This is a genomic window from Duganella sp. GW821-FHT07G03 (genome assembly GCF_059418605.1).
The window spans coordinates 1-24,169 of record NZ_JBWKQE010000026.1; the positions used below are offsets into that span (position 1 = coordinate 1).

The 24,169-nt window shown below is 62.5% G+C and carries 25 protein-coding genes; 14 read left to right on the forward strand and 11 right to left on the reverse strand.

What is annotated here, in order from left to right; translation table 11 throughout:
• Positions 1 to 312 precede the first annotated feature (312 nt).
• The 3 genes from AC07OK_RS25710 (at position 313) to AC07OK_RS25720 (ending at position 3,780) form a co-directional block, all read left to right on the forward strand.
• The gene (locus AC07OK_RS25710) at positions 313 to 1,671 is read left to right on the forward strand and encodes a sensor histidine kinase (RefSeq protein WP_494692924.1); all 1,359 of its coding nucleotides are present in this window, start codon (positions 313 to 315) and stop codon (positions 1,669 to 1,671) included.
• Positions 1,672 to 1,752: 81 nt separating this feature from the next.
• The gene (locus tag AC07OK_RS25715) at positions 1,753 to 2,520 is read left to right on the forward strand and encodes a LytR/AlgR family response regulator transcription factor (protein ID WP_026335193.1); all 768 of its coding nucleotides are present in this window, start codon (positions 1,753 to 1,755) and stop codon (positions 2,518 to 2,520) included.
• Between the two features lie 99 nt (positions 2,521 to 2,619).
• Positions 2,620 to 3,780, forward strand: a complete 1,161-nt coding sequence (locus AC07OK_RS25720; RefSeq protein WP_494692925.1) for a sensor histidine kinase — start codon at positions 2,620 to 2,622, stop codon at positions 3,778 to 3,780.
• A 6-nt stretch (positions 3,781 to 3,786) separates the two neighbouring features.
• On the opposite strand, the gene AC07OK_RS25725 is transcribed toward AC07OK_RS25720, so the two are convergent.
• The 3 genes from AC07OK_RS25725 to AC07OK_RS25735 form a co-directional block, all read right to left on the reverse strand.
• Positions 3,787 to 4,878, reverse strand: a complete 1,092-nt coding sequence (locus AC07OK_RS25725; RefSeq protein WP_494692926.1) for a porin — start codon at positions 4,876 to 4,878, stop codon at positions 3,787 to 3,789.
• Positions 4,879 to 5,034: 156 nt separating this feature from the next.
• The gene (locus AC07OK_RS25730) at positions 5,035 to 5,688 is read right to left on the reverse strand and encodes a class I SAM-dependent methyltransferase (RefSeq protein WP_217940532.1); all 654 of its coding nucleotides are present in this window, start codon (positions 5,686 to 5,688) and stop codon (positions 5,035 to 5,037) included.
• A 15-nt stretch (positions 5,689 to 5,703) separates the two neighbouring features.
• Positions 5,704 to 6,645 carry a CysB family HTH-type transcriptional regulator gene (locus tag AC07OK_RS25735; protein ID WP_492931788.1) on the reverse strand — a complete coding sequence of 314 codons (942 nt, stop codon included), beginning with the start codon at positions 6,643 to 6,645 and terminating at the stop codon, positions 5,704 to 5,706.
• Between the two features lie 150 nt (positions 6,646 to 6,795).
• Between AC07OK_RS25735 and AC07OK_RS25740 the strand changes: the two genes are divergently transcribed.
• Genes AC07OK_RS25740 through AC07OK_RS25775 form a run of 8 tightly spaced genes read left to right on the forward strand, consistent with a single transcriptional unit; the run spans position 6,796 to position 14,416 of the window.
• A complete protein-coding gene (locus AC07OK_RS25740) occupies positions 6,796 to 8,487 on the forward strand; it encodes a nitrite/sulfite reductase (protein ID WP_492931786.1) in 1,692 nt (563 codons plus the stop codon).
• On the forward strand, positions 8,480 to 9,076 hold the full coding sequence (locus AC07OK_RS25745; RefSeq protein WP_494692927.1) for a DUF934 domain-containing protein: 597 nt from the start codon (positions 8,480 to 8,482) through the stop codon (positions 9,074 to 9,076). The genes AC07OK_RS25740 and AC07OK_RS25745 overlap by 8 nt, the downstream gene beginning before the upstream one ends.
• Before the next feature lie 11 nt (positions 9,077 to 9,087).
• Positions 9,088 to 9,807 (forward strand): phosphoadenylyl-sulfate reductase, encoded by a 720-nt coding sequence (locus AC07OK_RS25750; protein ID WP_494692928.1) that lies wholly within the window; start codon positions 9,088 to 9,090, stop codon positions 9,805 to 9,807.
• 30 nt (positions 9,808 to 9,837) lie between these two features.
• Entirely contained in the window at positions 9,838 to 10,770 is a 933-nt protein-coding gene (cysD, locus tag AC07OK_RS25755) for a sulfate adenylyltransferase subunit CysD (RefSeq protein ID WP_026335191.1), read from the forward strand.
• On the forward strand, positions 10,770 to 12,086 hold the full coding sequence (locus AC07OK_RS25760) for a sulfate adenylyltransferase subunit 1 (RefSeq protein WP_494692929.1): 1,317 nt from the start codon (positions 10,770 to 10,772) through the stop codon (positions 12,084 to 12,086). The genes cysD and AC07OK_RS25760 overlap by 1 nt, the downstream gene beginning before the upstream one ends.
• Positions 12,087 to 12,098: 12 nt before the next feature.
• Positions 12,099 to 12,860 carry a uroporphyrinogen-III C-methyltransferase gene (gene cobA / locus AC07OK_RS25765; RefSeq protein ID WP_494692930.1) on the forward strand — a complete coding sequence of 254 codons (762 nt, stop codon included), beginning with the start codon at positions 12,099 to 12,101 and terminating at the stop codon, positions 12,858 to 12,860.
• Positions 12,861 to 12,899: 39 nt separating this feature from the next.
• Complete coding sequence (locus AC07OK_RS25770; RefSeq protein ID WP_494692931.1) at positions 12,900 to 13,637, forward strand: hypothetical protein; 738 nt, start codon at positions 12,900 to 12,902, stop codon at positions 13,635 to 13,637.
• The gene (locus AC07OK_RS25775; RefSeq protein WP_494692932.1) at positions 13,637 to 14,416 is read left to right on the forward strand and encodes a glutaminyl-peptide cyclotransferase; all 780 of its coding nucleotides are present in this window, start codon (positions 13,637 to 13,639) and stop codon (positions 14,414 to 14,416) included. Before AC07OK_RS25770 ends, AC07OK_RS25775 begins: the two co-directional genes overlap by 1 nt.
• A gap of 6 nt (positions 14,417 to 14,422) precedes the next feature.
• On the opposite strand, the gene AC07OK_RS25780 is transcribed toward AC07OK_RS25775, so the two are convergent.
• Entirely contained in the window at positions 14,423 to 15,523 is a 1,101-nt protein-coding gene (locus AC07OK_RS25780) for a GGDEF domain-containing response regulator (RefSeq protein WP_494692933.1), read from the reverse strand.
• 150 nt (positions 15,524 to 15,673) lie between these two features.
• Between AC07OK_RS25780 and AC07OK_RS25785 the strand changes: the two genes are divergently transcribed.
• Positions 15,674 to 16,996 carry a hybrid sensor histidine kinase/response regulator gene (locus AC07OK_RS25785; RefSeq protein WP_494692934.1) on the forward strand — a complete coding sequence of 441 codons (1,323 nt, stop codon included), beginning with the start codon at positions 15,674 to 15,676 and terminating at the stop codon, positions 16,994 to 16,996.
• On the opposite strand, the gene AC07OK_RS25790 is transcribed toward AC07OK_RS25785, so the two are convergent.
• Complete coding sequence (locus AC07OK_RS25790) at positions 16,993 to 17,850, reverse strand: LysR family transcriptional regulator (RefSeq protein ID WP_494692935.1); 858 nt, start codon at positions 17,848 to 17,850, stop codon at positions 16,993 to 16,995. The genes AC07OK_RS25785 and AC07OK_RS25790 overlap by 4 nt on opposite strands.
• Before the next feature lie 94 nt (positions 17,851 to 17,944).
• Here AC07OK_RS25790 and AC07OK_RS25795 point away from each other — a divergent pair, with 94 nt between their 5' ends.
• Complete coding sequence (locus AC07OK_RS25795) at positions 17,945 to 18,436, forward strand: lipocalin-like domain-containing protein (RefSeq protein WP_494692936.1); 492 nt, start codon at positions 17,945 to 17,947, stop codon at positions 18,434 to 18,436.
• Here AC07OK_RS25795 and AC07OK_RS25800 read toward each other — a convergent pair.
• Genes AC07OK_RS25800 through lptF form a run of 3 tightly spaced genes read right to left on the reverse strand, consistent with a single transcriptional unit; the run spans position 18,413 to position 21,111 of the window.
• On the reverse strand, positions 18,413 to 18,808 hold the full coding sequence (locus tag AC07OK_RS25800) for a sirohydrochlorin chelatase (RefSeq protein WP_494692937.1): 396 nt from the start codon (positions 18,806 to 18,808) through the stop codon (positions 18,413 to 18,415). The genes AC07OK_RS25795 and AC07OK_RS25800 overlap by 24 nt on opposite strands.
• The gene (lptG, locus tag AC07OK_RS25805; RefSeq protein ID WP_494692938.1) at positions 18,809 to 19,978 is read right to left on the reverse strand and encodes an LPS export ABC transporter permease LptG; all 1,170 of its coding nucleotides are present in this window, start codon (positions 19,976 to 19,978) and stop codon (positions 18,809 to 18,811) included.
• The gene (gene lptF, locus AC07OK_RS25810) at positions 19,975 to 21,111 is read right to left on the reverse strand and encodes an LPS export ABC transporter permease LptF (protein WP_494692939.1); all 1,137 of its coding nucleotides are present in this window, start codon (positions 21,109 to 21,111) and stop codon (positions 19,975 to 19,977) included. Before lptF ends, lptG begins: the two co-directional genes overlap by 4 nt.
• A 100-nt stretch (positions 21,112 to 21,211) precedes the next feature.
• On the opposite strand from lptF, the gene AC07OK_RS25815 reads away from it, so the two are divergent.
• A complete protein-coding gene (locus AC07OK_RS25815; RefSeq protein WP_494692940.1) occupies positions 21,212 to 22,705 on the forward strand; it encodes a leucyl aminopeptidase in 1,494 nt (497 codons plus the stop codon).
• A gap of 10 nt (positions 22,706 to 22,715) precedes the next feature.
• On the opposite strand, the gene AC07OK_RS25820 is transcribed toward AC07OK_RS25815, so the two are convergent.
• The 3 genes from AC07OK_RS25820 to AC07OK_RS25830 are packed head-to-tail and all read right to left on the reverse strand — an operon-like array spanning position 22,716 to position 23,821.
• Positions 22,716 to 23,159, reverse strand: a complete 444-nt coding sequence (locus tag AC07OK_RS25820; protein WP_494692941.1) for a hypothetical protein — start codon at positions 23,157 to 23,159, stop codon at positions 22,716 to 22,718.
• 60 nt (positions 23,160 to 23,219) lie between these two features.
• Positions 23,220 to 23,408, reverse strand: coding sequence for a DUF1653 domain-containing protein (locus AC07OK_RS25825; protein WP_494692942.1), 189 nt, complete (start codon positions 23,406 to 23,408; stop codon positions 23,220 to 23,222).
• Positions 23,409 to 23,413: 5 nt separating this feature from the next.
• Complete coding sequence (locus AC07OK_RS25830; RefSeq protein WP_494692943.1) at positions 23,414 to 23,821, reverse strand: phiTE_015 family protein; 408 nt, start codon at positions 23,819 to 23,821, stop codon at positions 23,414 to 23,416.
• Positions 23,822 to 24,169: the final 348 nt, after the last annotated feature.

The following is a 24,169-nucleotide window of genomic DNA, read 5'->3' on the forward strand; positions in this document are numbered from 1 at the left end:
TTGCTGCGGAGCGTTGTGTCCGTCAGCGAAGAAGAAAGAGTATGAAGCGTTTAGATCGTTTCGTCAACCCCTACTTTCTCCAACTCCCCGCGCTTCTCTGCATTTGCATGCACCGTTTTGCAGGGAGGCGAACTATAGCAAGGCGCCCACAGGATTGGCAAGGCCTATTTATCTATTCCCTGTCTCACACCGTCCAATCCCCATTTCTTGCAGACTGTCGCAATAGCTTGGCGCGTGGCCGCACCTATAGGTACAGTTGCATCATCAAAAAATTAGTTACACTTGCTTCGTGCACAAGAGTGAAAGTCTTACATGTTTCCTATGCCTAAAACGCAAGATACCTTGAAAACCGCCGGCGCCTGGCTGCACCGCGGCTTCGACTCTACCGCCACCTGGGTCACTCAGCTGTCGTGGTGGAAGTTCCTGGTCTTCGCGGTGTTGACGTTGATCGCCGGCTCCATCCTGCAGGACGAGCTGTTCTCGTCCAGCCCGGACGAAGAAGTCGTGATCAAGAACGACAAGCATCCCAAACGCAAAAACGGCGACACCAATATTCTGATCGACGACAGCGGCATCCACTTCAACCCGCGCGGCAAGATCCGCAACAAGGATGCCGACAAGGCCGATAAAAGCGATTCCTCCGATTCCAGCAACGACGACAATAGCTCGCCGCACGTTCCGCCGGTAGCGCCGCCAGCCGAGCCGGCCAATGCGGCACCTGCAGCGCCCCCAGCACCAGCGGCCCCGGCAGCCCCGCCCGCCAAGATAGGTAAGCCGGGCGCAGCATCCCTCCCCGCCCTCCCCGCCTTGCCGGGCGAAGAAGTCCATATCGACCTGCCGCCGCAAATCGGCGAAGAGCTGTCGAACGCGATTGAAGAAGCTGTCGACGACGCCGCCGAGCAAAAAGTCACCCGTTACCATCGCCAAGCCTCGACCTGGTTCAAGAGCTTCGTCTCGCTGCTGGTGCTCGCGCTGTTCGGCACCAAGGCGCTGATGGGCGGCAAAAAGCGCGCCGAAGCCGAAACCCTGACCGCCAACGCCGCCGTCGAACGCGAATCCATGCAGCGCCAGCTCAGCGAGGCGAAGATGCAGATGATGCAGGCCCAGGTCGAGCCGCACTTCCTGTTCAACACCCTGGCCTCGGTCGAGCACCTGATCGAAACCGACCCGCCGCGCGCTTCCGCCATGCAGCGCAGCCTGATCAAATACCTGCGCGCGGTGCTGCCGCAAATGCGCGACAACGCCCTGATCACCAACCTGGGCCGCGAGGCCGACATGGTGCTAGCCTACCTGAACCTGCTGAAGATGCGCATGGAAGAACGCCTGACCGTGGACTTCGACATCCCCGACGGCCTGCGCACCGCCGCCTTCCCGCCGATGATGCTGCAATCGATGGTGGAAAACGCCATCAAGCACGGCCTGGAAGCCAAACCCGAAGGCGGCACGCTGAAAGTGCGCGCCGACGTGGCCCACAACAAGCTGCGCGTGATCGTCACCGACAACGGCCTCGGCTTCGGTGCCGTGCCCAGCGACGGCACCGGCCTGGGCCTGATGACCATCCGCGAACGCCTGAAACTACTGCATGGCGAACAAGGCCAGTTGCTGATCGCCGCCAACAGCCCAAGCGGCGTGATCGCCACGATCGAAGTCCCGTACCAGCTGTCCAAATAAGAACGATTGATTATTACGACGATTCGTTGAATAATCCCTTGAATAACTAACTAAATAATTAACACTACACACCCTACCACGATGCCTACTGCGATTATTGCCGACGACGAAAGACTGATGCGCGACCAACTGCGCATGCGCCTGGGCCAGGTCTGGCCCGAGCTGGAAATTATTGGCGAAGCCAAGAACGGCGACGAAGCGATCGAACTGGTCGACCAGCTCAAGCCGGACTTCACCTTCCTCGATATCCGCATGCCCGGCAAGACCGGCATGGAAGCCGCCTCGGTGATCGGCAACAAGAGCCACATCGTGTTCGTGACCGCCTACGACGCCTACGCGGTGGAAGCGTTCGAGCGCGGCGCGGTGGACTACGTGCTCAAACCGCCCGAGCAGGAACGCCTGCAAATCACGGTCGACCGTCTCAAGACCCGCATGAGCAAGCCGGCCGCGGCCGCCGACGTCAACGCCAGCGTGACGGCCATGCTGTCGCAACTGGCGGAAAAGATCGCAACGCCGAAACCCGCCTACCTGCAATGGATACAGGCCAGCATCGGCCAGGACCTGCGCATGATCCCGGTCGAGGAAATCCTGTTCTTCCGTTCCGACGAAAAATACACCTGCGTGCAGACCGAACGCTACGAAGCGCTGATCCGCAAGCCGGTGCGCGACCTGGCCGAGGAGCTCGATCCCGCACTGTTCTGGCAGATCCACCGCGCCACGCTGGTCAACGTCAACGCCATCGAAGGCGTGACGCGCGACATCCGTGGCCGCCATCTCGTCATGATCAAGGGCAAGCCGGACAAGCTGGAAGTGAGCCGCAGCTTCCTGCACCTGTTCAAACAGATGTAATCCCGCCACAGACGCCGACCGCGTCTGAGGCAGATCAAGCCCCTGCCCTGCACTTACTTTAGTGTGTACCCACGCGGCCCCTGCCGCATGGGGAAGCGCATGGCCCGTATCCGATCACTGTTGATGCTCAGCGGCGCTATCGCGCTGGCCGGCCGCCTGTCCTGGCGCATGGGCTGGCAATGCGCGCGCACAGCCATCGCGCACAAGCGCAGCCGCGGCATCATCCAGCATGCCAGCGATGCCATCATTTCCACCGATGAACACCAGATCATCCTGCAAGCCAACCCCTCGGCCGCCACCATGTTCGGCACCACGGTGCAGGCCATGGAGGGCTCGCCCTTGCAGCAATTCATCCCGCGCGACCAGCGCCTGAGCAACGAGCCGGCCAGCACCCGCTACTTCGGCAACACCGGCATCCGCCTGCGCATGAAGGGCCGGCGCGCCAGCGACTATGCCGTGACCGGCCAGAAAGCCAGCGGCCAGCACTTTCCATTGGAAGGGTCGATCTCGTCGCTGGCGGAAAACGGCCACCGCATCCACACCATCATCCTGCGCGACATTACCGAACGCAAACAGGTGCAGGAACAGCTGGAACAATCGTATTCCCAACTGCGCGAACTGTCGGCAGCGCTGCAAACGATACGGGAAGAGGAACGCAAGCACATCGCCCGCGAGCTGCACGACGACCTCGGCCAGCTGCTGGCGACGCTGCGCGTGGACCTGGCGCTGCTGCAGCAACAGCACAACAACGACGTGGCGGCCCGCAAGCTACAGGCGGGCATGGATGAGCTGCTGATGTCGGCGATCACGTCGCTGCGGCGCATCGCCAGCAACCTGCGGCCGCGCGCGCTCGATGAGGGAGGCTTGTATTTTGCGCTGGAGAGCTTGCGCCAGGAATTCGTCGCGCGCTACGGCATCGCCTGCACGCTGGACGCGAATGAAGAGGATTTGATACTGGACGACGCCTACAGCACAGCCATCTTCCGCATTGCGCAGGAAGCGCTGACCAACATCACCCGCCACGCCGAAGCGCGCAAGGTCTTGTTGTCGCTGTACCGCACCGACGGTCTGCTGCAAGTCACCATCCATGACGACGGCCGCGGTATCGCCGAAAAGGACATGGACAAAGCATCGTCCTTCGGCCTGATCGGGATGCGCGAACGCGTCTGGGCACTGCATGGCGACATCGCCATCGTCAGCGACGGCGGCACCCGGATCATGATCCGGCTGCCGCTGCCGCCTCAGGAAAACGCCGCCTGATCCTGCTTAGAACGCGTGACGCATGCCGACGTTGAAGGCCTTGTCGCCGCTACCAGCTTCGTTGTTGTTACCAACGGTGTAGCCGGCGCCGTTCTTGTTCTTGATCTTGGCGTAGGCGACATACACGCCGGTACGCTTCGACAGCGAGTGCAGGTAACCCAGCGCCCACTGGTCGGCGTCCTGGTTGTTGACGGTCTTGTCGTTCTTGCGGATGTACGAAGCCATGATGGTGCCGCTAGGAGCGACTGGCACTTGCACGCCGATCAGCAGGTCGTTGCTGTCCAGGCTGGCCTTAGGCGCCACGGTGTAGCCGTAGGCGTTAGCCGATGGCAGGGCCGCGCTGTTCACGCCCTTGTCCGCGCCATAGGCGAAGAAGGCTTTGGCAACCACGAAATCATAGTTGATCGCGAACAGGGTGTTGCGGCCGCTGTCTTGCAGCTTGGCCGGGGTGGCGCCGACGGCGGCGGTGTCGTTGTTGCGGTTGTTGTACACCAGGCGCGCGTTCAGCGGGCCGTTGGCGAAGTTCAGGCCGAAGCCGAACTGGCGGCCGGCGGTCGAGCTGCCAGCCTGCTCGCCCAGCGAGTACAGGCCGTCGGCGCTGAAGCCTTCCATCACCGGGGTCGAGTAGACCAGGGCGTTGCTGGTGCGGGTGTTCGCGCCGGCTGCCGGGAACAAGTTCTTGATGCTGCCTGCGTAACCGGCGCCGAATGGATCGGCAACCTGGCTCATGGCGTTGTACAGCATGGTGTATTGGCGACCGATGGTCAGGGTGCCGGCTTCCTTGCTTTTCAGGCCGACATACGATTGACGGTTGAACAGGGCACTGTTGGCGTTGTCCAGCGCGCCATCGTCCACTTTCAAGCCGGTTTCCAGGGTGAAGATGGCCGACAGGCCGTTGCCCAGGTCTTCGGTACCGCGGAAGCCCAGACGCGACTGGCCACCGATACCGCTGGTGACTTTGGTCACGCTGCCTGCCGCGCCGCCGCGCTCGCTGACCAGGCCGGCATCAACCAGGCCATAGATCGTGACATTCGATTGAGCTTGGGCTTGCGCTGCGAAACCGCCGATGATCATTGCTACCAGAGTAAGTTTTTTCACTTGATGTTCTCTACTTAAGGTTGGAAGAAGTAACTGCATGTAATCAATCTACGGGGCGAATCATGCCTATCAATTACTTCAACAATGTGACATCAACCATTTGTTGTAAATCGGCATCACAATGAACAAAGCCGCGAAACGCGGCTTTTTGGGAGGTTATTTCAAGCGACAGTTGAGCAGGTAGTAGTACTCCAGCCGCTCGATGCGGATCTGCCGCGCCGACGTCGCGAAACGCTTGCGCAGCGTGCTGTCGGTCAGGTAGTTCTTCATCACTTCGTAGCGCTGCTCGTCGTCGGCGGTCAGGATCTGGAAAGTATTGCCTTCCAGATCGGTACGGGCGAACACCATGCTGTCGCCATCGACATAGGTCTCGTCCAGCAGCACCAGCAGCACGTCCTTGCCCAGCTTGGCGCGCAGGGTCTTCAGGTATTTCTCCTGGTCTTCGCGCTTGACGTGGGTCCACAGGCCGGCCGCGAACACCGCCGTGTACTTGCCTTCCAGCCCGTCCGGCAGGTTGAAGGCGTCCATCACGCCGAAGGTCACCACATCCTCGTCCAGGCCGCGGGTCTCGGCCAACGCGATCATTTCCGGCACCAGGTCGGTGGCGTGCACCGATTCCGCCACTTCGGCGATCAGGTCGGTCCAGTACGCGGTGCCGCAGGCCAGTTCCAGCACCTTGTGGCCCTGGAACAGCTCGGCGACCATTTCCTGCAAGTCGTCCAGATCGTCGAAGCGCTCTTCCCGCGCGTAGATCTGGTCGTAGTTATCGGCGTTGACGGCATAAAATTGTGCCAACTGGTTGGTAATCATGTCTTACTTTCTAATTTACAGTTCGTAGTGTTCTTTTGCACCGCTCATGGCCTGCTCGATCAATTTACGGTTGAGCGTAGGCGCCAGCAGTTCGATAAAGGTGTAGATATAGCTGCGCAGATATGCCCCCTGCTTGACCGCCACCCGCGACACATTCATGCCGAACAGGTGGCCCGCAGGAATGGCGCGCAGCGATTTGTCGCGCTCGGCATCGAAGGCCATGCCCGCTATGATACCAATCCCCATGCCCAACTCCACATAAGTCTTGATCACGTCGGCGTCTATGGCTTCCAGCAACACGTCCAGCTTCAACCCGCGCAGGGAGAAGGCATGGTCGATCTTGCTGCGGCCGGCAAAGGCAGCATCGTAAGTGATAATCGGGAAAGCGGCAATTTCTTCCAGCGTAATCTGCTTAGATTTCAGCAATGGATGGTCTGGCGCCACCACCACCACATGTTCCCATTGATAACATGGCAAAGTTATCAAACCGGTCACGCCGGCGATGGATTCGGTGGCGATGGCCAGGTCGGCCTGGTCGCGCTGGACCATTTCGGCGATTTGCTGCGGATTGCCTTGCAATAAAGACAAGCGCACCTTGGGGAACTTCAGCATGAAGGCCTGCACCACTTTCGGCAGCGTGTAGCGGGCCTGCGTGTGTGTGGTGGCGATGGTAAAACTGCCACTGTCCTGGGCCGCATATTCCTTGCCGATGCGCTTGAGGCTGTCAATTTCCTGCATAATTAACTCCACCGATTCCAGCACCAGCCGCCCTGGTTCGGTCAGGCCACGGATACGCTTGCCGTGCCGGGTGAAGATATCGACGCCCAGCTCCTCCTCCAGCTCGATAATCGCCTTGGACACGCCCGGCTGCGACGTAAACAGCGCCTTGGCGGCGTCGGTCAGGTTGTAGTTCTGGCGTACAGCTTCGCGCACGAAGCGCAGTTGGTGAAGGTTCATTGCAGGTCCAGGCCCATCAAAAATTATTAAGCTTGCTTATACCCGATACGTATATAAGCAAATAAAGACTAAGTCGTATGGAATAAAGACGAAGTTTATTACTATTAGCGCTAGTTTGGGGGTTCTAGCAAGCGACTATCTAGGAAGAATATGTATCAATACGACCAATATGACCATCTCATCGTCCGCGAACGCATCGCCCAATACCGGGATCAAGTGCGCCGTCGCCTGTCCGATGAGCTGACCGAAGCAGAATTCCTGCCGCTGCGCCTGCAAAATGGCCTGTATATGCAGCGGCACGCCTATATGCTGCGCATCGCCGTCCCATACGGCTTGCTGGCATCGAAGCAAATGCGCATGTTTGCGCACATCGCCCGCAAGTACGACCGCGGCTATGGCCACTTCACCACCCGCCAGAACATCCAGTTCAACTGGATCGAGCTGGAGCAGACCCCGGACATCCTGGCCGACCTGGCCTCGGTGGAGATGCACGCCATCCAGACCTCGGGCAACTGCATCCGCAACACCACCTCCGATCCCTACGCCGGCGTCGCCGCCGACGAGATCATCGATCCGCGCCCGTACGCCGAGGTGCTGCGCCAGTGGTCCACCTTCCACCCTGAATTCATCGCCCTGCCGCGCAAGTTCAAGGTCGCCATCAACGGCGCCGTCGAAGACCGCGCCGCCATCGCCGTGCACGACATCGGCCTGACCGTGGTGCGCAACGACGCCGGCGAGATCGGCTTCAAGTTCATGGCCGGCGGCGGCATGGGCCGCACCCCGATCCTGGGCAGCGTGATCCGCGACTTCCTGCCATGGCAGCATCTGCTGACCTACACCGAAGCCGTGATGCGCGTGTATAACCAGTACGGCCGCCGCGACAACAAGTACAAGGCCCGCATCAAGATCCTGCTGAAGGCCATCGGCGTCGAAGAGTTCACCCGCCAGGTCGAAGCCGAATGGGTGGACCTGAAAGACGGCCCGGAAACGCTGACCGTCGAAGAGATGCAGCGCGTGATCGACTACTTCCAGCCGCCGGCCTACAAGCAGCTCGACGACAGCGACGTGGTCGCCGCCCACGCCGGCAACAAGGCCTTCGCCAACTGGGTCAACCGCAACGTCAAGCCGCACAAGCAGCCAGGCTACGCCGCCGTGGTGCTGTCGCTGAAGAAGACCGGCGTGCCGCCGGGCGACGCCACCGCCGAGCAGATCGACTTCATGGCCGACCTGTCGGACCGCTACAGCTTCGGCGAACTGCGCGTCACGCACGAGCAGAACATCGTGTTGGCCGACGTCGAGCAGTCGCAGTTGTTCACGCTGTGGGAGCAAGTCAAGGCCAAGGGCCTGGCGACGCCCAACATCGGCCTGCTGACCGACATGATCTGCTGCCCTGGCGGCGATTTCTGCTCGCTGGCCAATGCGAAATCGCTGCCGATCGCCGCCGCCATCGCGGAGCGCTTCGACAATATCGACTTCCAGCACGACATCGGCGAGATCGAACTCAATATCTCGGGCTGCATCAACGCCTGCGGCCACCACCACGTCGGCAGCATCGGCGTGCTCGGTGTCGACAAGGACGGCAGCGAATGGTACCAGGTGTCGATCGGCGGCTCGCAAGGCAACAACGCCGCCATCGGCAAGATCATCGGACCATCGTTCTCCGCGCTGCAAATGCCGGAAGTGATAGGCCGCCTGCTGCAAGTGTATGTGCGCGACCGCTACGAAGACGAATCGTTCGCCGACTGCGCGCAGCGCCTGGGCGTCGCGCCGTTCAAGGAATTTGTGTACGCCACGCCGATCGTCGAAGCCGGTCGCCTGGTTGGAGAGGATGAATATGTCTGAAGCCGTGAAAAACCTGATCATCAAAGGCCGTGTAGTGGTCGAAGACACCTGGCACGTGCTGCGCGCGCCGGAAGCGGCCGACGGCGGCGTGGCCCCGGAAGCCGACGCCATCGCCGCCCTGCCCGTCCCGGCGGGCAAGGTGATCGTGCCGGTCGCCGTCTGGAACGCCCAGCGCGACACGCTGCTGGCGCGCGCCGCCGCCGGCGAGATCGGCGTCTGGATCGCCAGCGACGAACGCCCGGAAGCACTAAAGGACGACCTGTCCCAGTTCGCCCTGGTCGCCGTCGACTTCCCTAAATTCACCGATGGCCGCGGCTATTCGATCGCCTACAACCTGCGCACCCGCCTGGGCTGGACCGGCGAACTGCGCGCCATCGGCGACGTGCTGCGCGATCAACTGTTCTCGATGCAGCGCGTCGGCTTCGACGCCTACGCCACGCGCCCGGACCGCAACATCCACGACGCGCTGAAAGGCCTGTCCGATTTCTCCGAGACCTACCAGGCATCGGTGGACCAGAAGGCGCCGCTGTTCCGCCGCCACGCCCGCAACGTCGGCGTCAACCCCGGCGACGCCGGCTACGGCATCTGATCGGAGCAGCCATGAGTGACCTGAACAAGCTGATTGCCGACACCAACGCCACGCTGGCGCGCATCGTCAAGGACCACAGCCCGGCGGTCTTCGCCTCCAGCCTGGCGGCCGAAGACATGGTGCTGACCGACTTGATCTTGAAGGGCAAGCTGGAAATCGGCATCTTCTCGCTCGAAACCGGACGCCTGCATCCAGAAACGCTGGCCATGCTGGACCGCGTCAAGGAACACTACGACGGCTACCAGATCGCGCTGTACAAGCCGCAGACCGAAGCGGTCGACGCCTACGTCGCGCAGAACGGCCTGAACGCCTTCTACGACAGCGTCGAGATGCGCCGCGAGTGCTGCCGCATCCGCAAGGTCGAACCGCTGGGCCGCGCCCTGGCCGGCAACAAGGCCTGGGTCACCGGCCAGCGCCGCGCGCAGTCGGCCACCCGCACCTCGCTGATGGTGGAAGAAGACGATCCGGCCCATCTCATGACCAAGTTCAATCCACTGGCCGACTGGTCGGAGGCGGACATCTGGAACTACATCCGCGACAACGGCGTGCCGTACAACGCGCTGCACGACCAGGGCTATCCATCGATCGGCTGCGCACCCTGCACGCGCGCCATCGAACCGGGTGAGGATGTCCGCGCCGGCCGCTGGTGGTGGGAGAACCCGGATTCGAAAGAGTGCGGCCTGCACATGGTCGACGGCAAACTGATACGCATTAAATCCGTGGCGGCGTAAGCGCGCCACCCAAAAGAATAGGCATAGTCCATGAACGCTTTAGTTGAAAACCACGCCGCGCACGTGAATTCGCGCCACCTCGACGCTTTGGAATCGGAAGCGATCCACATCATGCGCGAAGTCGCGGCCGAGTGCAGCAACCCTGCGCTGCTGTTCTCGGGCGGTAAAGACTCGGTGGTCTTGCTGCGCATCGCGGAGAAGGCTTTCCGTCCCGGCAAATTCCCGTTCCCGCTGGTGCACGTCGACACCGGCCATAACTTCGCCGAAGTGATCACCTTCCGCGACAAGCGCGTGGCCGAACTGGGCGAGCGCCTGATCGTCGGCTCGGTTGAAGAGTCGATCAAAAAAGGCACGGTGCGCCTGCGTAATCCGCTGACCGATTCGCGCAACGCCGCGCAGGCGGTCACGCTGCTGGAAACCATCGCCGAACACGGCTTCGACGCCTGCATCGGCGGCGCCCGCCGCGACGAAGAGAAGGCCCGCGCCAAGGAGCGCATCTTCTCCTTCCGCGACGAATTCGGCCAGTGGGATCCAAAGTCGCAGCGCCCGGAACTGTGGGACCTGTATAACACCCGCGTCCATCCGGGCGAGAACATGCGCGTGTTCCCGATCTCGAACTGGACCGAGCTCGATGTGTGGATGTACATCGCCCGTGAAAAGCTGGAACTGCCGCCGATCTACTTCGCCCACGAACGCCAGGTCATTCCGCGCAACGGCCTGCTGGTGCCGCTGACCGACCTGACCCCGGCGCGCGAAGGCGAGACCGTCGAAACGCAGGTGGTGCGCTTCCGCACCGTCGGCGACATCTCCTGCACCTGCCCGGTGTCGTCGGATGCGGCCACGGTGGACCAGATCATCGCCGAAACCGCAGTCACGCAAATCACCGAACGCGGCGCCACCCGGATGGACGACCAGACCTCCGAGGCTTCGATGGAAAAACGTAAAAAAGCAGGATACTTCTGATGAACGCACTCACCGACCACCACGAACAAAAAACTGAACGCGGCCTGCTGCGCTTCATCACCGCCGGCTCCGTCGATGACGGCAAGTCCACCCTGATCGGCCGCCTGCTGTTCGACAGCAAAGGCATCTTCGCCGACCAGCTGGACGCCATGTCGCGCTCCAAGCACAAGCGCACCGTCGGCGACGCCGTCGACCTGTCGCTGCTGACCGACGGCCTGGAAGCCGAACGCGAACAAGGCATCACCATCGACGTGGCCTACCGCTACTTCGCCACGCCCAAGCGCAAGTTCATCATCGCCGACACGCCGGGCCATGAGCAGTACACCCGCAACATGGTCACCGGCGCTTCGACCGCCGATGCCGTCATCATCCTGATCGACGTCTCGAAAGTGAAGCTGCACGAAGACGGCGGTGTGGACCTGCTGATCCAGACCAAGCGCCACTCGACCATCGCCCACCTGCTGCAGATCGAGCACGTGGTGGTCGCCGTCAACAAGATGGACCTGGTGAACTACGACCAGGCGATCTACGACCGCATCGTCAAGGCCTACCGCGAGTTCGCCGAAACGCTGGGCCTGAAGGACATCACGCCGATCCCGCTGTCCGCCCTGACCGGCGACAACGTCGTCAGCGCCAGCGAAAAACTGAGCTGGTACAAGGGCCCGACCTTGATCGAGCTGCTGGAATCGCTGTCGGTGTACGACGAATCGCACAATGCGCCGTTCCGCTTCCCGGTGCAGCTGGTGGCCCGCCACAACGGCCACGAAGCCAACGACTTCCGCGGCTACATGGGCCGCATCGAGGCCGGCAAGGTCTCGGTCGGCGACACGCTGGTGGTGCAGCCATCCGGCCAGACCGCGACCGTCAAGGACATCGTCACGCTGGAAGGCTCGCATCAATCGGCGGTGGTCGGTCAATCGATCACGCTGCTGCTGAACGAATACCTGGACATCTCGCGCGGCGACCTGCTGGCCGGCGCCAGCCAGCCCGCGACCCTGCTCAAGCAGTTGAAGGCGGACGTCTGCTGGATGTCCGACGAGCCGCTGGACCAGCGCCGCAAGTACTGGATCAAGCACGGCACCAAGCAGACCTCGGCCAAGATCACCGGCATCGACTCGCTGTTGGACATCAACACCCAGCAGCGCCACAGCGCCGAAGGCTTGAAGCTGAACGATATCGCCCGCATCGGCCTGACCGTGCAGCAGCCGCTGGCGGCCGACGCCTACGCCGACATCCGCGCCACCGGCGCCTTCATCCTGATCGATGAAGTCACGCACCAGACCGTCGCCGCGGGCATGATCCGCCTCGGCGAATAAGAGGAAACGGCAATGGCAACTCGCGGAAAAGTCTACCTGATCGGCGCCGGCCCAGGCGCCCAGGACCTGATCACCCTGCGCGGCGCGCGCCTGCTGGCGCAAGCCGACGTGGTGCTGCACGACGCCCTGGTGACCGACGAGATGCTGGAGCTGTGCCCTCGAGCCGAGAAAATCCCGGTCGGCAAGCGCTGCGGCCAGCTGTCGACCGCGCAGCAGTTCATCAACAAGCAGATGATAGACAACGCCCACAAGTTCCCGCTGGTGGTGCGGCTCAAGGGCGGCGACCCGATGCTGTTCGGCCGCGCCGACGAGGAACTGCGCGCGCTGGAAGAAGCAGGCATCGAGGTGGAAGTCGTCCCCGGCATCACCACCGCGCTGGCCGCGGCGGCCGCCAGCAAGCAGCCGCTGACCAAGCGCGGCGTGGCGCGCAGCGTCGCCTTTTTCACCTCCTCCACCGCGCCGGAACACACCGAACACGACGCCATCCCCGACACCGACACCCTGGTGCAGTACATGGGCGGCCGCGAAGCCATCGCCACGGCGGAACGCCTGCTGGCGCAGGGCCGCCGTCCGGACACGCCGGTGGTCGTCATCGAAAATTGCAGCCGCCCGGACCAGCATATCCGCCGCCTGACCATCGCCTCGCTGGCGCAAGGCCTGGGCGCGGCCCACGGCCCGGTGCTGGTGATGCTGGGCGACGCGATGAAAACCCGCGCCCACCAGCACCGCGACGAAGCACAACTCCCTTCAGCAGTACAGCTACTGAGCGCCTGATCCGTAATAGAATGTCCATTCATACCAAACGAGGTAGCAATGGACACTGTTCACGAAGTGCTGGAACGCGCATGGAAGGCCCACTCCGACGGCGCTTTCGATAGCGCGCTCAAAGACTATATCTGGCTGTTCGACGCCAGCGCCGCCGACGCGGAGACCGCGCCGCTGCGCCTGTCCTATGTGCTGGGCGCCTGGGCCAAGCTGGCGGAGGAACACCTGCCGGCGCGCCGCGCACTGGTCGATCTGCGCGACCGCGACAGCCAGCGCCTGCTGGCCCAGGCCGACGGCGATGCCGCCGAGGTCCTGTTCAACGACATCCGCGCCATCAACGACAAGCTGGGCGACCTGCAAAACACCTACCATCTGTTCCAGCAACTGCCGCCAGCGTTGGCGCGGCAATGCGCCCGCTCCGCAATGCCGGCGATGATGGCCTGCGGCGACTACGCGCTGGCCGGCAGCCACCTGCCGCAGCCGATGCAGCACCTGGCGCAGGCGGCGGCCCTGCTCAACGAGCGGCGCGCCGGCTTCAATGTGCTGACCACCGCCGGCATCTCCGCCCTGCTGGCCGAGGTGTACAACTACATCAACGAACTGGCGCTGGTGCTGGACTTGCTGAACGGCTGCGGCGATACTGCTGCAGCGGAAGCGGCGCGCGCCCAGGCGGTGACGCTGGTGCAGTCGCCGGAAGCGCGCGCCTGCGTCCAGGCGGAACTCGACACCCCCGGCACGACGCTCGAAGCCATGATCGAACTCGAAAACTCCTCTGCGAACGAATAGTGAAAACGAACTACGCCCAGACCCTGCTCCTTTTTGCCCTGCTGCCTGCCGCCGCCAGCGCTGGCGCCGCCATCCCGACTTACGATTTCAAGGTCGTCCACGCCTACCCGCACGATCCGCAAGCCTTCACCGAAGGACTGCTGTACCGCGACGGCTTCCTGTACGAAAGCACCGGCCTGAATGGCAAATCGTCGATCCGCAAAGTGAATCTGGAGACCGGCAAGGTCCTGCAGAGCAAGGACATCCCGCCGCAGTACTTTGGCGAAGGCCTGGCGGTATGGAAGGACACGCTGGTCGGCCTGACCTGGCAGACCCAGACCGGCTTCGTGTTCGACCTGGCCACCTTCGAGATGCGCAGCCAGTTCGCCTACCCCGGCGAAGGCTGGGGCCTGACGCAAAACGGCAAGGAACTGATCATGAGCGACGGCACCGCCACGCTGCGCTTCCTCGATCCCAAGACCTTCCTCGAAGTGCGCCGCGTGAAGGTGACGGCGGACGGCATCCCGGTCGACCAGGTCAACGAGCTGGAAGTGGTGGGCGACGAGATCTTCGCCAACCTGTGGCACACCAACACCATTGCGCGCATCGACCCGGCCAACGGCAAGATCACCGGCTGGATCGACCTGGGCAAGCTGTTTCCCGGCGCCGGCAAAGGCCTCAACGGCGAAAACGTCATGAATGGCATCGCCTGGGACGCCGAGAAAAAGCGCCTGTTCGTCACCGGGAAATTGTGGCCCAAGCTGTACGAGATTAAGCTGGTGCCGCGCGCGGGGCACTAGACGGCACTAGGCGGCGACGCTGCCCACGTCGGACTCGCCGGGCAGTTCGGCGGTCACCACGCAGTTGCGCCCGCCCTGCTTGGCCGAATACAGCGCGCCGTCGGCCCGCGCCAGCACAGTCTCCAGCCGTTCGCCCGCCATCAGCAGCGTGACGCCGAAGCTCGATGTCACCGGAATCTCCCCCTGTTCGATTTCAAATGGCGAGCAGTGGATGCAGCGGCGTATCCGCTCGCACACCCGGCCTGCATCGTCCATGCCGGTGCCGGGCAACAGCAGCACGAACTCCTCGCCGCCGATGCGCGCCATGAAGTCGCGCGGCCGCAACTCCCCCTGCACCAGGCTGACCAGGCTGCGCAACACCGCATCGCCCGCCGCATGGCTCCAGGTATCGTTGATCTGCTTGAAGTGATCGATATCGAGCATCACCACCGCCAGCGGACCACCATTGCGCTCGCTGTCGGCGATTTCCACGGCGGCCCGCTGATCGAGATGGCGGCGGTTGCCGGCCCCCGTGAGCGGGTCCAGCATGGCCAGCTTTTCCAATTCTGCGGTACGCATCTGCACCCGCATCTCCAGCTCCGCATTGAGCTGGTTGAGACGGGTGATGTAGTCGTGGGCGCGCAAGGAAGCGATGACGCAGGTGGTCAGCTTCTGCGCCGAGAGCTCGGTCTTGGCCTTGTAATCATCGATTTCGTAGGCCAGCACCACGTCCTGCTCCGGCACGTCGCCCGGCTGGCCGGTGCGCAGCACGATGCGCATGGCGCGCTCGCCCAACTCGTCGCGGATATGGCGCACCAGGTCAAGTCCGGCCGTGCGCGTCTCCATGATCACGTCCAGCAGCGCGAACGCGATGTCGCGGTGCTCTTGCAGCACCGCGCGCGCCTCCAGGCCCGAGGTGGCGTGCAGCAGCAGCACGCCGCGCCCGAGAAAATTCAGGCTGCGCAGCACCAGGTCGGTCACCTGCTGCACCTGCGGGTCGTCATCGACGATCAGCAGCTTCCACGGCGGCAGCGAGGCATCGGGCAAACATGGGCCTGGGCTATCCTCGACTATCCAGCTGATGTTGTCGAGTAGAGACATCGAAGAAGGCAGTTCATCATCCTGCATATTCAGGCTCCACTTGACGACCACGGAAAACACTCGTACCGTTGCAAGAACAATTTTAAGGCAGAAGGTAGTAAAAAACCATTTCTTTATTGCAAACTACCACGGACTGTTGTTCACAATGTCCGGGACAATCCAGCCAGGAGAGCCGCGTTGACTACCACCTCCGATAGCACAAGCCAGGCCGCAGCGGCGCCGGTGGTACTGGTGACGGACGATTCCGCCAGCACCGTCATGGTGTTGCGCGAGATGCTGGAGCTGTCCGGGATGCGGGTGATCGTGGCCCGCGACGGCGGCGCGGCGTTGGCGCTGGCGGCGCAGCAGCCGCCGGACCTGATCCTGCTCGACGTGATCATGCCCGGCATGGACGGCCACACCGCCTGCCGCCGCCTCAAGGCGAGCCAAAAGCTGCGCAATATCCCGGTGATCTTCATGACCAGCCTGACCGACGAAAAGTCCAAGCTCGAATGCTTCGACGCGGGCGGCGTCGACTACATCGCCAAGCCGCTGCATCTGCAGGAAGTGTTGGCGCGCGTGCAGACACACCTGGAATTGAGCGCGATGCATCAACAACTGGCGCTGCAGAACGTCGCGCTCCAACACGAAGTGACAGCGCGCGCCGAAGTGGAGGCGTCGCTGGAGCAGTTGGTGGCGCGCCGCACGGCGGACCTGGCGCAGCGCACCCTGGCGCTGGAGGAATCGCTGGAGCGCCAGCAGCACATGCAGGAACAGCTGGTCAAGACCGAGATCATGGCGTCGCTGGGACGGCTGGTTGCCGGCTTGGCGCATGAAATCAACGCGCCGGTGGGGGTCAGCTACACCGCCGCCACCCAGTTGGGCGAAGAGCTGCGGCGATTCCGCGCCAACGTGGACGCCGGCCAGATGACGCGTTCCAGGCTGGAGCAGTTCACCACCAATTGCGTCGAGCTGGTTGCGGCGCTGACCGCGAACTGCGAGCGGGCGGCGGAACTGGTGCGGCGCCTGAAGTCCGGCGCCACGGACCGCAGCAGCGAGCAGCGCCGCCAGTTCCTGCTGGGGGACCTGGTGCGCGAAACCATGGCCAGCCTGGAGCCGCAACTGCGCCAGCAGGAGGTCACGGTGCTGATCGAGGCGGAGCAGGAGACCATGATGGACAGCTATCCGGGCGCCTTGTCGCAGGTGCTGATCAACCTGACGACCAATGCACTGGACCACGCGTTCGGTGCCGAGAGTGGGCAGATTCACATCCGCCTGACGGCCGGCCCCGCCGCCGCAACGCTGTCGTTTGCCGACAATGGCCGCGGTATCGCGGCGGTGGATTTGCCCCGCGTGTTCGAGCCCTTCTTCAGCACCCGCCGCAACGCCGGCAACTCCGGTCTCGGCATGCACATCGTCTCCAGCCTGGTGACGGCGACGCTGGGCGGCACGATCGCCCTCGCCAGCCAGCCGGGCCAGGGCGCGACCTGCACATTGACACTGCCGCTGGCCGCGCCCTAGCCCGACGTAAACAGGGCGATCAATTCATCGGCCACCGCGCGCACCGGCGCGGCGCGGCGCACATCCTCGTGCATGACGATCCATAGCTTGCGCTTGATCGGACAGGCCGGCGTGTCGATGGCGACCAGGTCGCCGTGCCGCATATCGAAGAAGTACTCCGGCAGCACCGCCACGCCGCAGCCGGCCAGCGCCGCCTGGTACAGGGCGCCCAGGTCATTGGCGCGCAGGCAGTAGCGACGCCCATGGCGTATCTTCTCCAGCCATCGCTGCTGCGGCGTATCCTGCATCAGCTCATCGTAGCCGACGAATTCCCATTGCTCAGGCGTGCGCGCAGCGAGATAGGCGGCGCTTGCGTACAAACGATAGGCCACGGTTGTCAGCGCCCGCACCGCCAGCCCCGGCGCGACAGGCCGATTGAAGCGCAAAGCGATGTCCGACTCACGTCGCATCAGGTCCGTCTCGCGCGCTTCGCCGCGCAAATCCAACTCAATACCCGGCAGGCGGAATAGCGCCGCCTTCAGGCGCGGCGCCAGCAGATACGCCGCCAGCGCCGGAGGCGCCGATACCCGTACCTTGCCGTTCAACGTGGCGGCGCCGCCGGCTGCCCGCATCAACCCGTGCAGGTTCTCTTCCATCATGCGCGCATGCGGCACCAGCGCCTTGCCGGCCACCGTCAGCGACCATCCCTTGGGGAAGCGGTCGAACAGCGTCACCGCCAGCGCGGCCTCCAGCGCATCGATGCGCCGCGCCACCGTGGTGTGTTCGACGCCGGCCGCGCGCGCGGCGCCGCTCAAGGTGCCTGCGTCGTGCAGGGCCAGGAAATAACGGAGGTGATCCCAGTCAGGTTGGTTCATTGTGCAATTATGCACATATATCGGGCGGATTTCGCTAATTTCGTTCAGATGGCTTTGGCGCTATCTTGAACGTATCGTCACCAAGGAGATCGCCATGAAACTGCTGAACCGATTATTTTTCCTCGTCATGTGGGTGCCCGCCACGCAAGCCGCCGGCGCGGCGCCGGACTTTCCACTGGCCGGTACCTGGACCCTGGTCGCCGCCGACCGGATACTCCCGGACGGCACGCGCGTGCGCGACTACGGCGAAGCACCGGCCGGCCTGATGATGATCGACAAGCAGGGACGTTACAGCGTGCAGATCTACCGCGCCGACCGGCCGCGCTTCGCCGGCGGCGACAAAAAGAACGGCACGCCGGTGGAGTTCGAAGCCGCCGTACTGGGATCGAGCACCCACTACGGCACCATCGCCCTCGACGGCGAAGCGCATACGCTGACCTTCAGCATCGCCGGCGCGGCCTTTTCAAACTGGGAGGGAACGCAGCAAAAACGCAGCTACGAATTGAACGGGGATGAACTCAGCTACCGCGTGCCGGCCAGGCCGGACGGGCAAATTCCGCTGTCAGTCTGGCGCCGCCTGCGCTGACAGCGAAAGCGAAGCAACGCAGTAGTCGGACAAGGCGTTGAGCACGGCCGCGTTCTCGCCGGCCGCTTCGGCCACGTTGATCGTCGCCTGCGGATAATCGATGCGCAACTGCTCGACCATCAGCGGCAGGTCGCGCAGCACATGCCCGCCCTGCCCGAGGAATACCGGCACCACGGTGATCCGCGTGACGCCGTCGGCGGTCAGCTCGGCCACCAACTCCGGCAGGGGTGGCGTCATCAGCTCAAGGAAAGCCAGCGCCACGCGCACCTCAGGCATACGCGCCTGCGTCAGCTCGCGCAGCCGCTCGAACGGCGTGGCCCACGAAGCGGCGCGGGCGCCGTGCGCAAACAGAACCAGGGCTTGTTTGTTCATTTAATGTCGCTCCACCCACCACAAGGCGCCCAGCGCCAGCAGCAGGAATAACAGGCTAGGGGCGATCGCCGTGACCACCGCCGGCCAGGTGCTCAGCAGGCCCAGATGCGAGAACAGCGTGTTCACCAACTGGAAGCTGACACCGATCATGATACCGACAAAAATCTTCAGACTCACGCCGCCGCTGCGCGTGTGCAGGTAGCCGAACGGCAGCGCCAGCGCCATCAGCACGAAGATCGCCAGCGGGTCGAACAGCTTCTTCCAGAACGCGATCTTGAAGCGCTCGGTCTCCTGCTTGTTCTCCTGCAGGTGGCGGGTGTAGACCGCCAGTTCGTTGGCCGACATGCGCTCCGGATCGGAACCGGCCACCGACAGGATCTTCGGCGTCACCTCGGACAGCAGGTCCTTGGTGGCGCTGTGGCGGGTTTCGATCAGGCTGGTGTCCTGGGCGAAGTTGTTGGCCAGGTTGGCCTCGCTGCCCGGCTTGAGCAGCGCCGGGTTGGTGAAGATATTTTCCGTCACATCCGACAGCTGCCAGTTGTTATTGCCCTTGAAGGTGCCGATCTTGGCCAGGGTGATCGAGCGCAGGCGGAAATTGGTGTCGAACTCGTACAGCTTGACGTCGACCAGCGTGCCGTCCGGCTTCACCTGGCGCACGTTGAAGAAGCGCGAGCCGGTCACGCTGCCGCTCATGCCGTCGGACTTGACGATATCCTTGGTCCACAGGCCGGAGCGGAACTCCGACGAGATCGCGGCGCCGCGCGCGCTCAGCTTGATCTTCTCGGCCAGCGGCGCGGTGCGCGGCGCTATCAGTTCGCCGAAGATGAAGGTGACGACCACCAGCACGAAGCCGATCTTGGCCAGCATCCACGCCACCATCCCGGTCGACATGCTGGAGGCGCGCATAATGGTGAATTCGGACGTCGCCGCGAACTGCGCCATCGTGTAGATGGTGCCAATCAGCGCCGCAATCGGCATCACCTCATACACGTGCGCCGGCAATTGCACCAGCACGTACAGGAAGGCGTACTGGATAGCGTAGCCGTTCTTGCCGACCGACGGCAGCTCGCCCGTCAGGTCCATGAAGGCTTGCAGGCCAAGGAAGGCGACCAGCACAAAGGCCACCGCCTGCAGGATCGAGACGGCGAAATAGCGTTGCAGGATTTTCATGGCGTGACAGCTTTCTTGGCGGCTGCGCGCGAACGCTTCAGCGCCGCCAGCAATGCCAGCGGATGGTAGCGATGGTTGAGGTTCAGGCGCCAGGCAAACAGCGCGAACACCAGCAACGCCGCGAACACGTGCAGCGGCCACCAGGACAGCGCGAACGATGACTTGCCCTGCTTGACGCTGGCCTCGACCAGCTTGACCACGTTGCTGTAGCTGAAGAAGATCAGCAGTGCGATGATCAAGTTGGCCGAACTGCCGGCGCGCGGATTGACAAAGCCCAGCGGCACCGCCAGCAGGATCAGGATCAAACAGGTGGCCGGCGACGAGATGCGCCACAACAGCTCCGCGCGGCCGAAGGCGGTGGTGTCGTGCAGCAGCGCCATGATAGGCTCGGCGTCGGTGTTACGCTCGGACTCCAGGTCCTGGGTCTGGCTGGTCACGCGCATGCTGTAGCTTTCGAACTCCATGGTCTGGAAGTCCGACTGGCCCGGCGTACCCTGGTAGCGGCGGCCGTTCTTCAGCACCAGATAGCGCTCGCCCTTGGCGCCGGTGTTGATCACGCCCTCGCGCGCGACGATGACGGCGGTGCCGTGTTCGTCGACCGTGTTGACGAACACGTTCTGCACCACGGCCGTCTTGCCGGCCACGCCTTCGACGAAGAAGATGCGGTTGGCCGACGCCGATTCCTTGAACTGGCCCGGCGAGACCTTCTGCAGGTCTTCGCGTTTTTCGAAGCGCTCCACGTATTCCGAGCTTTTCTGCTTGGCCCACGGCGTGGCGACGAAACTCAGGGCGCCTGTCAGCAGCACCATCGGCAGGCCGAAGCTCAGTACCGGGGCTATCCACTTGGTCAGGCTCAGGCCCGAAGCGAACCACACCACCATCTCGGAATCGCGGTAGCTGCGCGTGACCACCATCAGCACTGAAATAAAGCTGGTGAGGATGAGGATAGTTGGCAGATAATTCAGCGTTGCGAATGCGATCAGCGCGATGACGTCACTGGAGGCGACCTTGCCGCCTGCGGCCCGGCCCAACACGGCGATCAGGGTCCAGGTAACACATATGCTGAACAGCACAGTGAAGGTGGCGCCGGCGGCACTTGCCATTTCACGTCGTAGGGCGCGTTGAAAGATCATTCGAAAGTTATAATTCGGTAGTTAAGGGCCTCGCAGGGCCACAAGTTAAATAACAGCCTGTCAAACAGGCTGGCAATTCGTACACGACACGGAGAATCAAATGGACTTTAGCATAAAAGCATTCGACACAAAAAACACCATCGCTTCGGCCAAAGCCGGCGTTGTCGCCGTCGCGGTCTTTGAGAACAAGAAGCTGTCGCAGGCCGCCAAGGCGCTGGACGGTTCCGGTGAAATCACGGCTGCGCTGAAGTCCGGCGACATCTCCGGCAAAGCCGGCACCACCCTGCTGCTACGCGGCGTGAAAGGCGCAAGCGCCGAACGCGTGCTGCTGGTCGGCCTGGGTAGCGACGATGGCGTCAGCGAGAAGAATTTCGCCAGCGGCGTGTCCGCGGTGCTGAAGGCTTTCTCCGCCCTGGGCGCGAGCGACGCTATTATCGCACTGCCGATGACCGAAGTGAAAGAGCGCGACGTCAATTGGGCAATCCGCTGCGTGGTGCAAAGCGCGCACGAAAGCGTGTTCCGCACCGACGGCCAGAAGAGCAAGAAGGATCCGGCGCCGACCGGCGTGAAGAAAATCGCGCTGGCCGTGCCAAGCACCGCCGCCACCAAGCTGGCGCTGGCCCAAGCCGAGGCGATCGCCAACGGCATGGACCTGACCAAGGAACTGGGCAACCTGTCGGCCAACATCTGCACCCCGACCTACCTGGCCAACACCGCCAAGAAGCTGGGCAAGGACTACAAGTTCGACGTTGAAGTGCTGGACCGCAAACAGCTGGAAGCGCTGAAGATGAACAGCTTCCTGTCCGTGACCAACGGCAGCGAGCAGCCGCCGAAGTTCATCATCCTCAAACACATGGGCGGCAAGCCCAAGGATGCGCCGGTGGTGCTGGTCGGTAAAGGCATCACCTTCGACACCGGCGGCATTTCGCTCAAGGCCGGTCCAGGCATGGACGAGATGAAGTACGATATGGGTGGGGCGGCGTCTGTCCTCGGTACCTTCCGCGCCATCGGCGAGATGAACCTGAAGCTGAACGTGATCGGCGTGATTGCCGCCTGCGAGAACATGCCTTCCGGCCGCGCCACCAAGCCGGGCGACATCATCACCTCGATGAACGGCCTGACCATCGAGATCCTGAACACCGACGCCGAAGGCCGCCTGGTGCTGTGCGATGCGCTGGCCTACGCCGAGCGCTTCAACCCGGCCGCCGTGATCGACATCGCCACGCTGACCGGCGCCTGCATCGTCGCCCTGGGCCACCACAAGAGCGGCCTGTTCACGCGCGACGACGACGTCCACAACAAACTGGCCGACGAGATCATGGCTGCGGGTAAAGCCGCCGGCGACACCGCGTGGCGCCTGCCGATCGGCGAGGAGTACAACGAGCAGCTCAAGTCCAACTTCGCCGACCTGGCCAACATCGGCACGCCGGGCGGCGCCTCGTGCACCGCCGCAGCCTTCCTGGAGAACTTCACTCGCAAGTACACCTGGGCCCACCTGGACATCGCCGGCACCGCGTGGAAATCGGGCGGCGCAAAAGGCGCGACCGGCCGTCCGGTACCGCTGCTGTCGAACTTCCTGATTAATCGCACCTAAGCGCGCGTAATCAGTACAAAGTAACACCCGCAGCCGGCGGCGGCAGCGCATCGCGCTCCACCGCCGGGTGCATCACCACCGTCAGCGTGGCAGGATAGTCATAGGCCGCGCCGGTGTTCTTGTCGATGAAATAGCCGACACCGGCCGTCAGCGCCAGATTCCCCCACAGATTCCCGTCCACCTTGGAGTCGACCTTTTCGTAGGCCCAGCCCGTGCCCTCTTTCTGGCAGTCGATGCGCAGCGCGCCCGCGCTCTTGCGCAGCGTAATGCGCGCCGGCGTGGTCACGAACCATTTGCCGACGTCGTTGTACAGCACGCAGCCGACGCCCGCGATCTCGCGATGATCGAGCACGGTTTGCACCAGCACGTTTTGTTGGGTGGATTCAGTCAGGGAAGCACAGCCGGCCATCAGGGCCGGCAGTACAATTGCCGCTGCAACGGGGCGGAAATACATGGTCTGCCTCAGGGTTAGTGGGTCAGACCAGTGTAGCAGCCCGCGAGTGGTTCTAAATGCTCAATCAAGCGGCGTAAAGCGTTGCACTTTTACGCCATCGACTTCGACAATTTCAAAAAACACGTCTTTCGGCCGGGTCCAGATGGATCCGTTCGCGGCGCGATAAACGATCATGGTACTCAGGTCGGATTCCAGGGTGGCCTCGCACACCAGCTCGTAGAGGCCCCCTTTGTAGTGCTTGAAGCGCATCCGGGTCAGGCGTTATGCCGTACCGGCTCGGCCGCAGCAATGCGTTCTTCCGCCTGCTCCAGCTGCTTCTTCTTCAGACCCTGTACCACTTTCAGGATATCGTCCATGCCGCGCTCGCCGCCCAGGGTGGAGAACGCATCCAGCACTTCGTTCAGCACCTGGTTGCGCACAGCAGCCTCGTCGGAATTGATGGCCGGCGGACGTTGAACGGCAGCCTTGGCCTTTTCCAGCGCGGCGGCTTCCTTTTGTGCAGCCGTCTTGCGGCCGCCCGGCGTTTTGCCGTGCTCCAGCGCAGCCTGCCAGATGACCCAGCGGCGTTGCGTTTCAAAAACCAGATACTCTTCTGGTTTGTCTTCCCGGCGTCGGACGATGTGACCGTCTTTCTGCGCCCACGTCTCGAATGCAGCTCGCATTTTAATTCCTTTGCAAATGCGCTACGCGCAATTCACTGTTAAAACCACAAGTAATTTCCCTATAGTACCATTTCTTGTTGAGTTACAACACAAAAATGAACCCTGGACACTACTATTTTTGATTGCTCGACGGAAATACAAGTTTTCCACCCAATTTGTATCAGTATATTTCTCTTTTGCTTATTTTGTCTTTATTTACCGTTCTATTTTGACAACAAGGAGACACTCCTAGCAATTTTTTTTTAATTTCACACATTTTGCAACATTTTAGGCGCTGACAGTGCCCGCACGAAAGACTTTTTCATGTTTTTTTATAAAAATCGTCAAATTAACAATCGTATGTGTTAA

What these genes read in the sequence shown, in the direction of transcription:
- AC07OK_RS25710 (WP_494692924.1), top strand. Translation starts at nt 313, where the DNA reads ATGTTTCCTATGCCTAAAACGCAAGATACCTTGAAAACCGCCGGCGCC.
- AC07OK_RS25800 (WP_494692937.1), bottom strand. Translation starts at nt 18,808, where the DNA reads ATGAACAAACAAGCCCTGGTTCTGTTTGCGCACGGCGCCCGCGCCGCT.
- AC07OK_RS25830 (WP_494692943.1), bottom strand. Translation starts at nt 23,821, where the DNA reads ATGCGAGCTGCATTCGAGACGTGGGCGCAGAAAGACGGTCACATCGTC.
- AC07OK_RS25715 (WP_026335193.1), top strand. Translation starts at nt 1,753, where the DNA reads ATGCCTACTGCGATTATTGCCGACGACGAAAGACTGATGCGCGACCAA.
- AC07OK_RS25770 (WP_494692931.1), top strand. Translation starts at nt 12,900, where the DNA reads ATGGACACTGTTCACGAAGTGCTGGAACGCGCATGGAAGGCCCACTCC.
- AC07OK_RS25745 (WP_494692927.1), top strand. Translation starts at nt 8,480, where the DNA reads ATGTCTGAAGCCGTGAAAAACCTGATCATCAAAGGCCGTGTAGTGGTC.
- AC07OK_RS25780 (WP_494692933.1), bottom strand. Translation starts at nt 15,523, where the DNA reads ATGCAGGATGATGAACTGCCTTCTTCGATGTCTCTACTCGACAACATC.
- AC07OK_RS25825 (WP_494692942.1), bottom strand. Translation starts at nt 23,408, where the DNA reads ATGCGCTTCAAGCACTACAAAGGGGGCCTCTACGAGCTGGTGTGCGAG.
- AC07OK_RS25750 (WP_494692928.1), top strand. Translation starts at nt 9,088, where the DNA reads ATGAGTGACCTGAACAAGCTGATTGCCGACACCAACGCCACGCTGGCG.
- AC07OK_RS25740 (WP_492931786.1), top strand. Translation starts at nt 6,796, where the DNA reads ATGTATCAATACGACCAATATGACCATCTCATCGTCCGCGAACGCATC.
- AC07OK_RS25815 (WP_494692940.1), top strand. Translation starts at nt 21,212, where the DNA reads ATGGACTTTAGCATAAAAGCATTCGACACAAAAAACACCATCGCTTCG.
- AC07OK_RS25760 (WP_494692929.1), top strand. Translation starts at nt 10,770, where the DNA reads ATGAACGCACTCACCGACCACCACGAACAAAAAACTGAACGCGGCCTG.
- AC07OK_RS25735 (WP_492931788.1), bottom strand. Translation starts at nt 6,645, where the DNA reads ATGAACCTTCACCAACTGCGCTTCGTGCGCGAAGCTGTACGCCAGAAC.
- cysD (WP_026335191.1), top strand. Translation starts at nt 9,838, where the DNA reads ATGAACGCTTTAGTTGAAAACCACGCCGCGCACGTGAATTCGCGCCAC.
- lptF (WP_494692939.1), bottom strand. Translation starts at nt 21,111, where the DNA reads ATGATCTTTCAACGCGCCCTACGACGTGAAATGGCAAGTGCCGCCGGC.
- AC07OK_RS25820 (WP_494692941.1), bottom strand. Translation starts at nt 23,159, where the DNA reads ATGTATTTCCGCCCCGTTGCAGCGGCAATTGTACTGCCGGCCCTGATG.
- cobA (WP_494692930.1), top strand. Translation starts at nt 12,099, where the DNA reads ATGGCAACTCGCGGAAAAGTCTACCTGATCGGCGCCGGCCCAGGCGCC.
- AC07OK_RS25790 (WP_494692935.1), bottom strand. Translation starts at nt 17,850, where the DNA reads ATGAACCAACCTGACTGGGATCACCTCCGTTATTTCCTGGCCCTGCAC.
- AC07OK_RS25795 (WP_494692936.1), top strand. Translation starts at nt 17,945, where the DNA reads ATGAAACTGCTGAACCGATTATTTTTCCTCGTCATGTGGGTGCCCGCC.
- AC07OK_RS25730 (WP_217940532.1), bottom strand. Translation starts at nt 5,688, where the DNA reads ATGATTACCAACCAGTTGGCACAATTTTATGCCGTCAACGCCGATAAC.
- lptG (WP_494692938.1), bottom strand. Translation starts at nt 19,978, where the DNA reads ATGAAAATCCTGCAACGCTATTTCGCCGTCTCGATCCTGCAGGCGGTG.
- AC07OK_RS25720 (WP_494692925.1), top strand. Translation starts at nt 2,620, where the DNA reads ATGGCCCGTATCCGATCACTGTTGATGCTCAGCGGCGCTATCGCGCTG.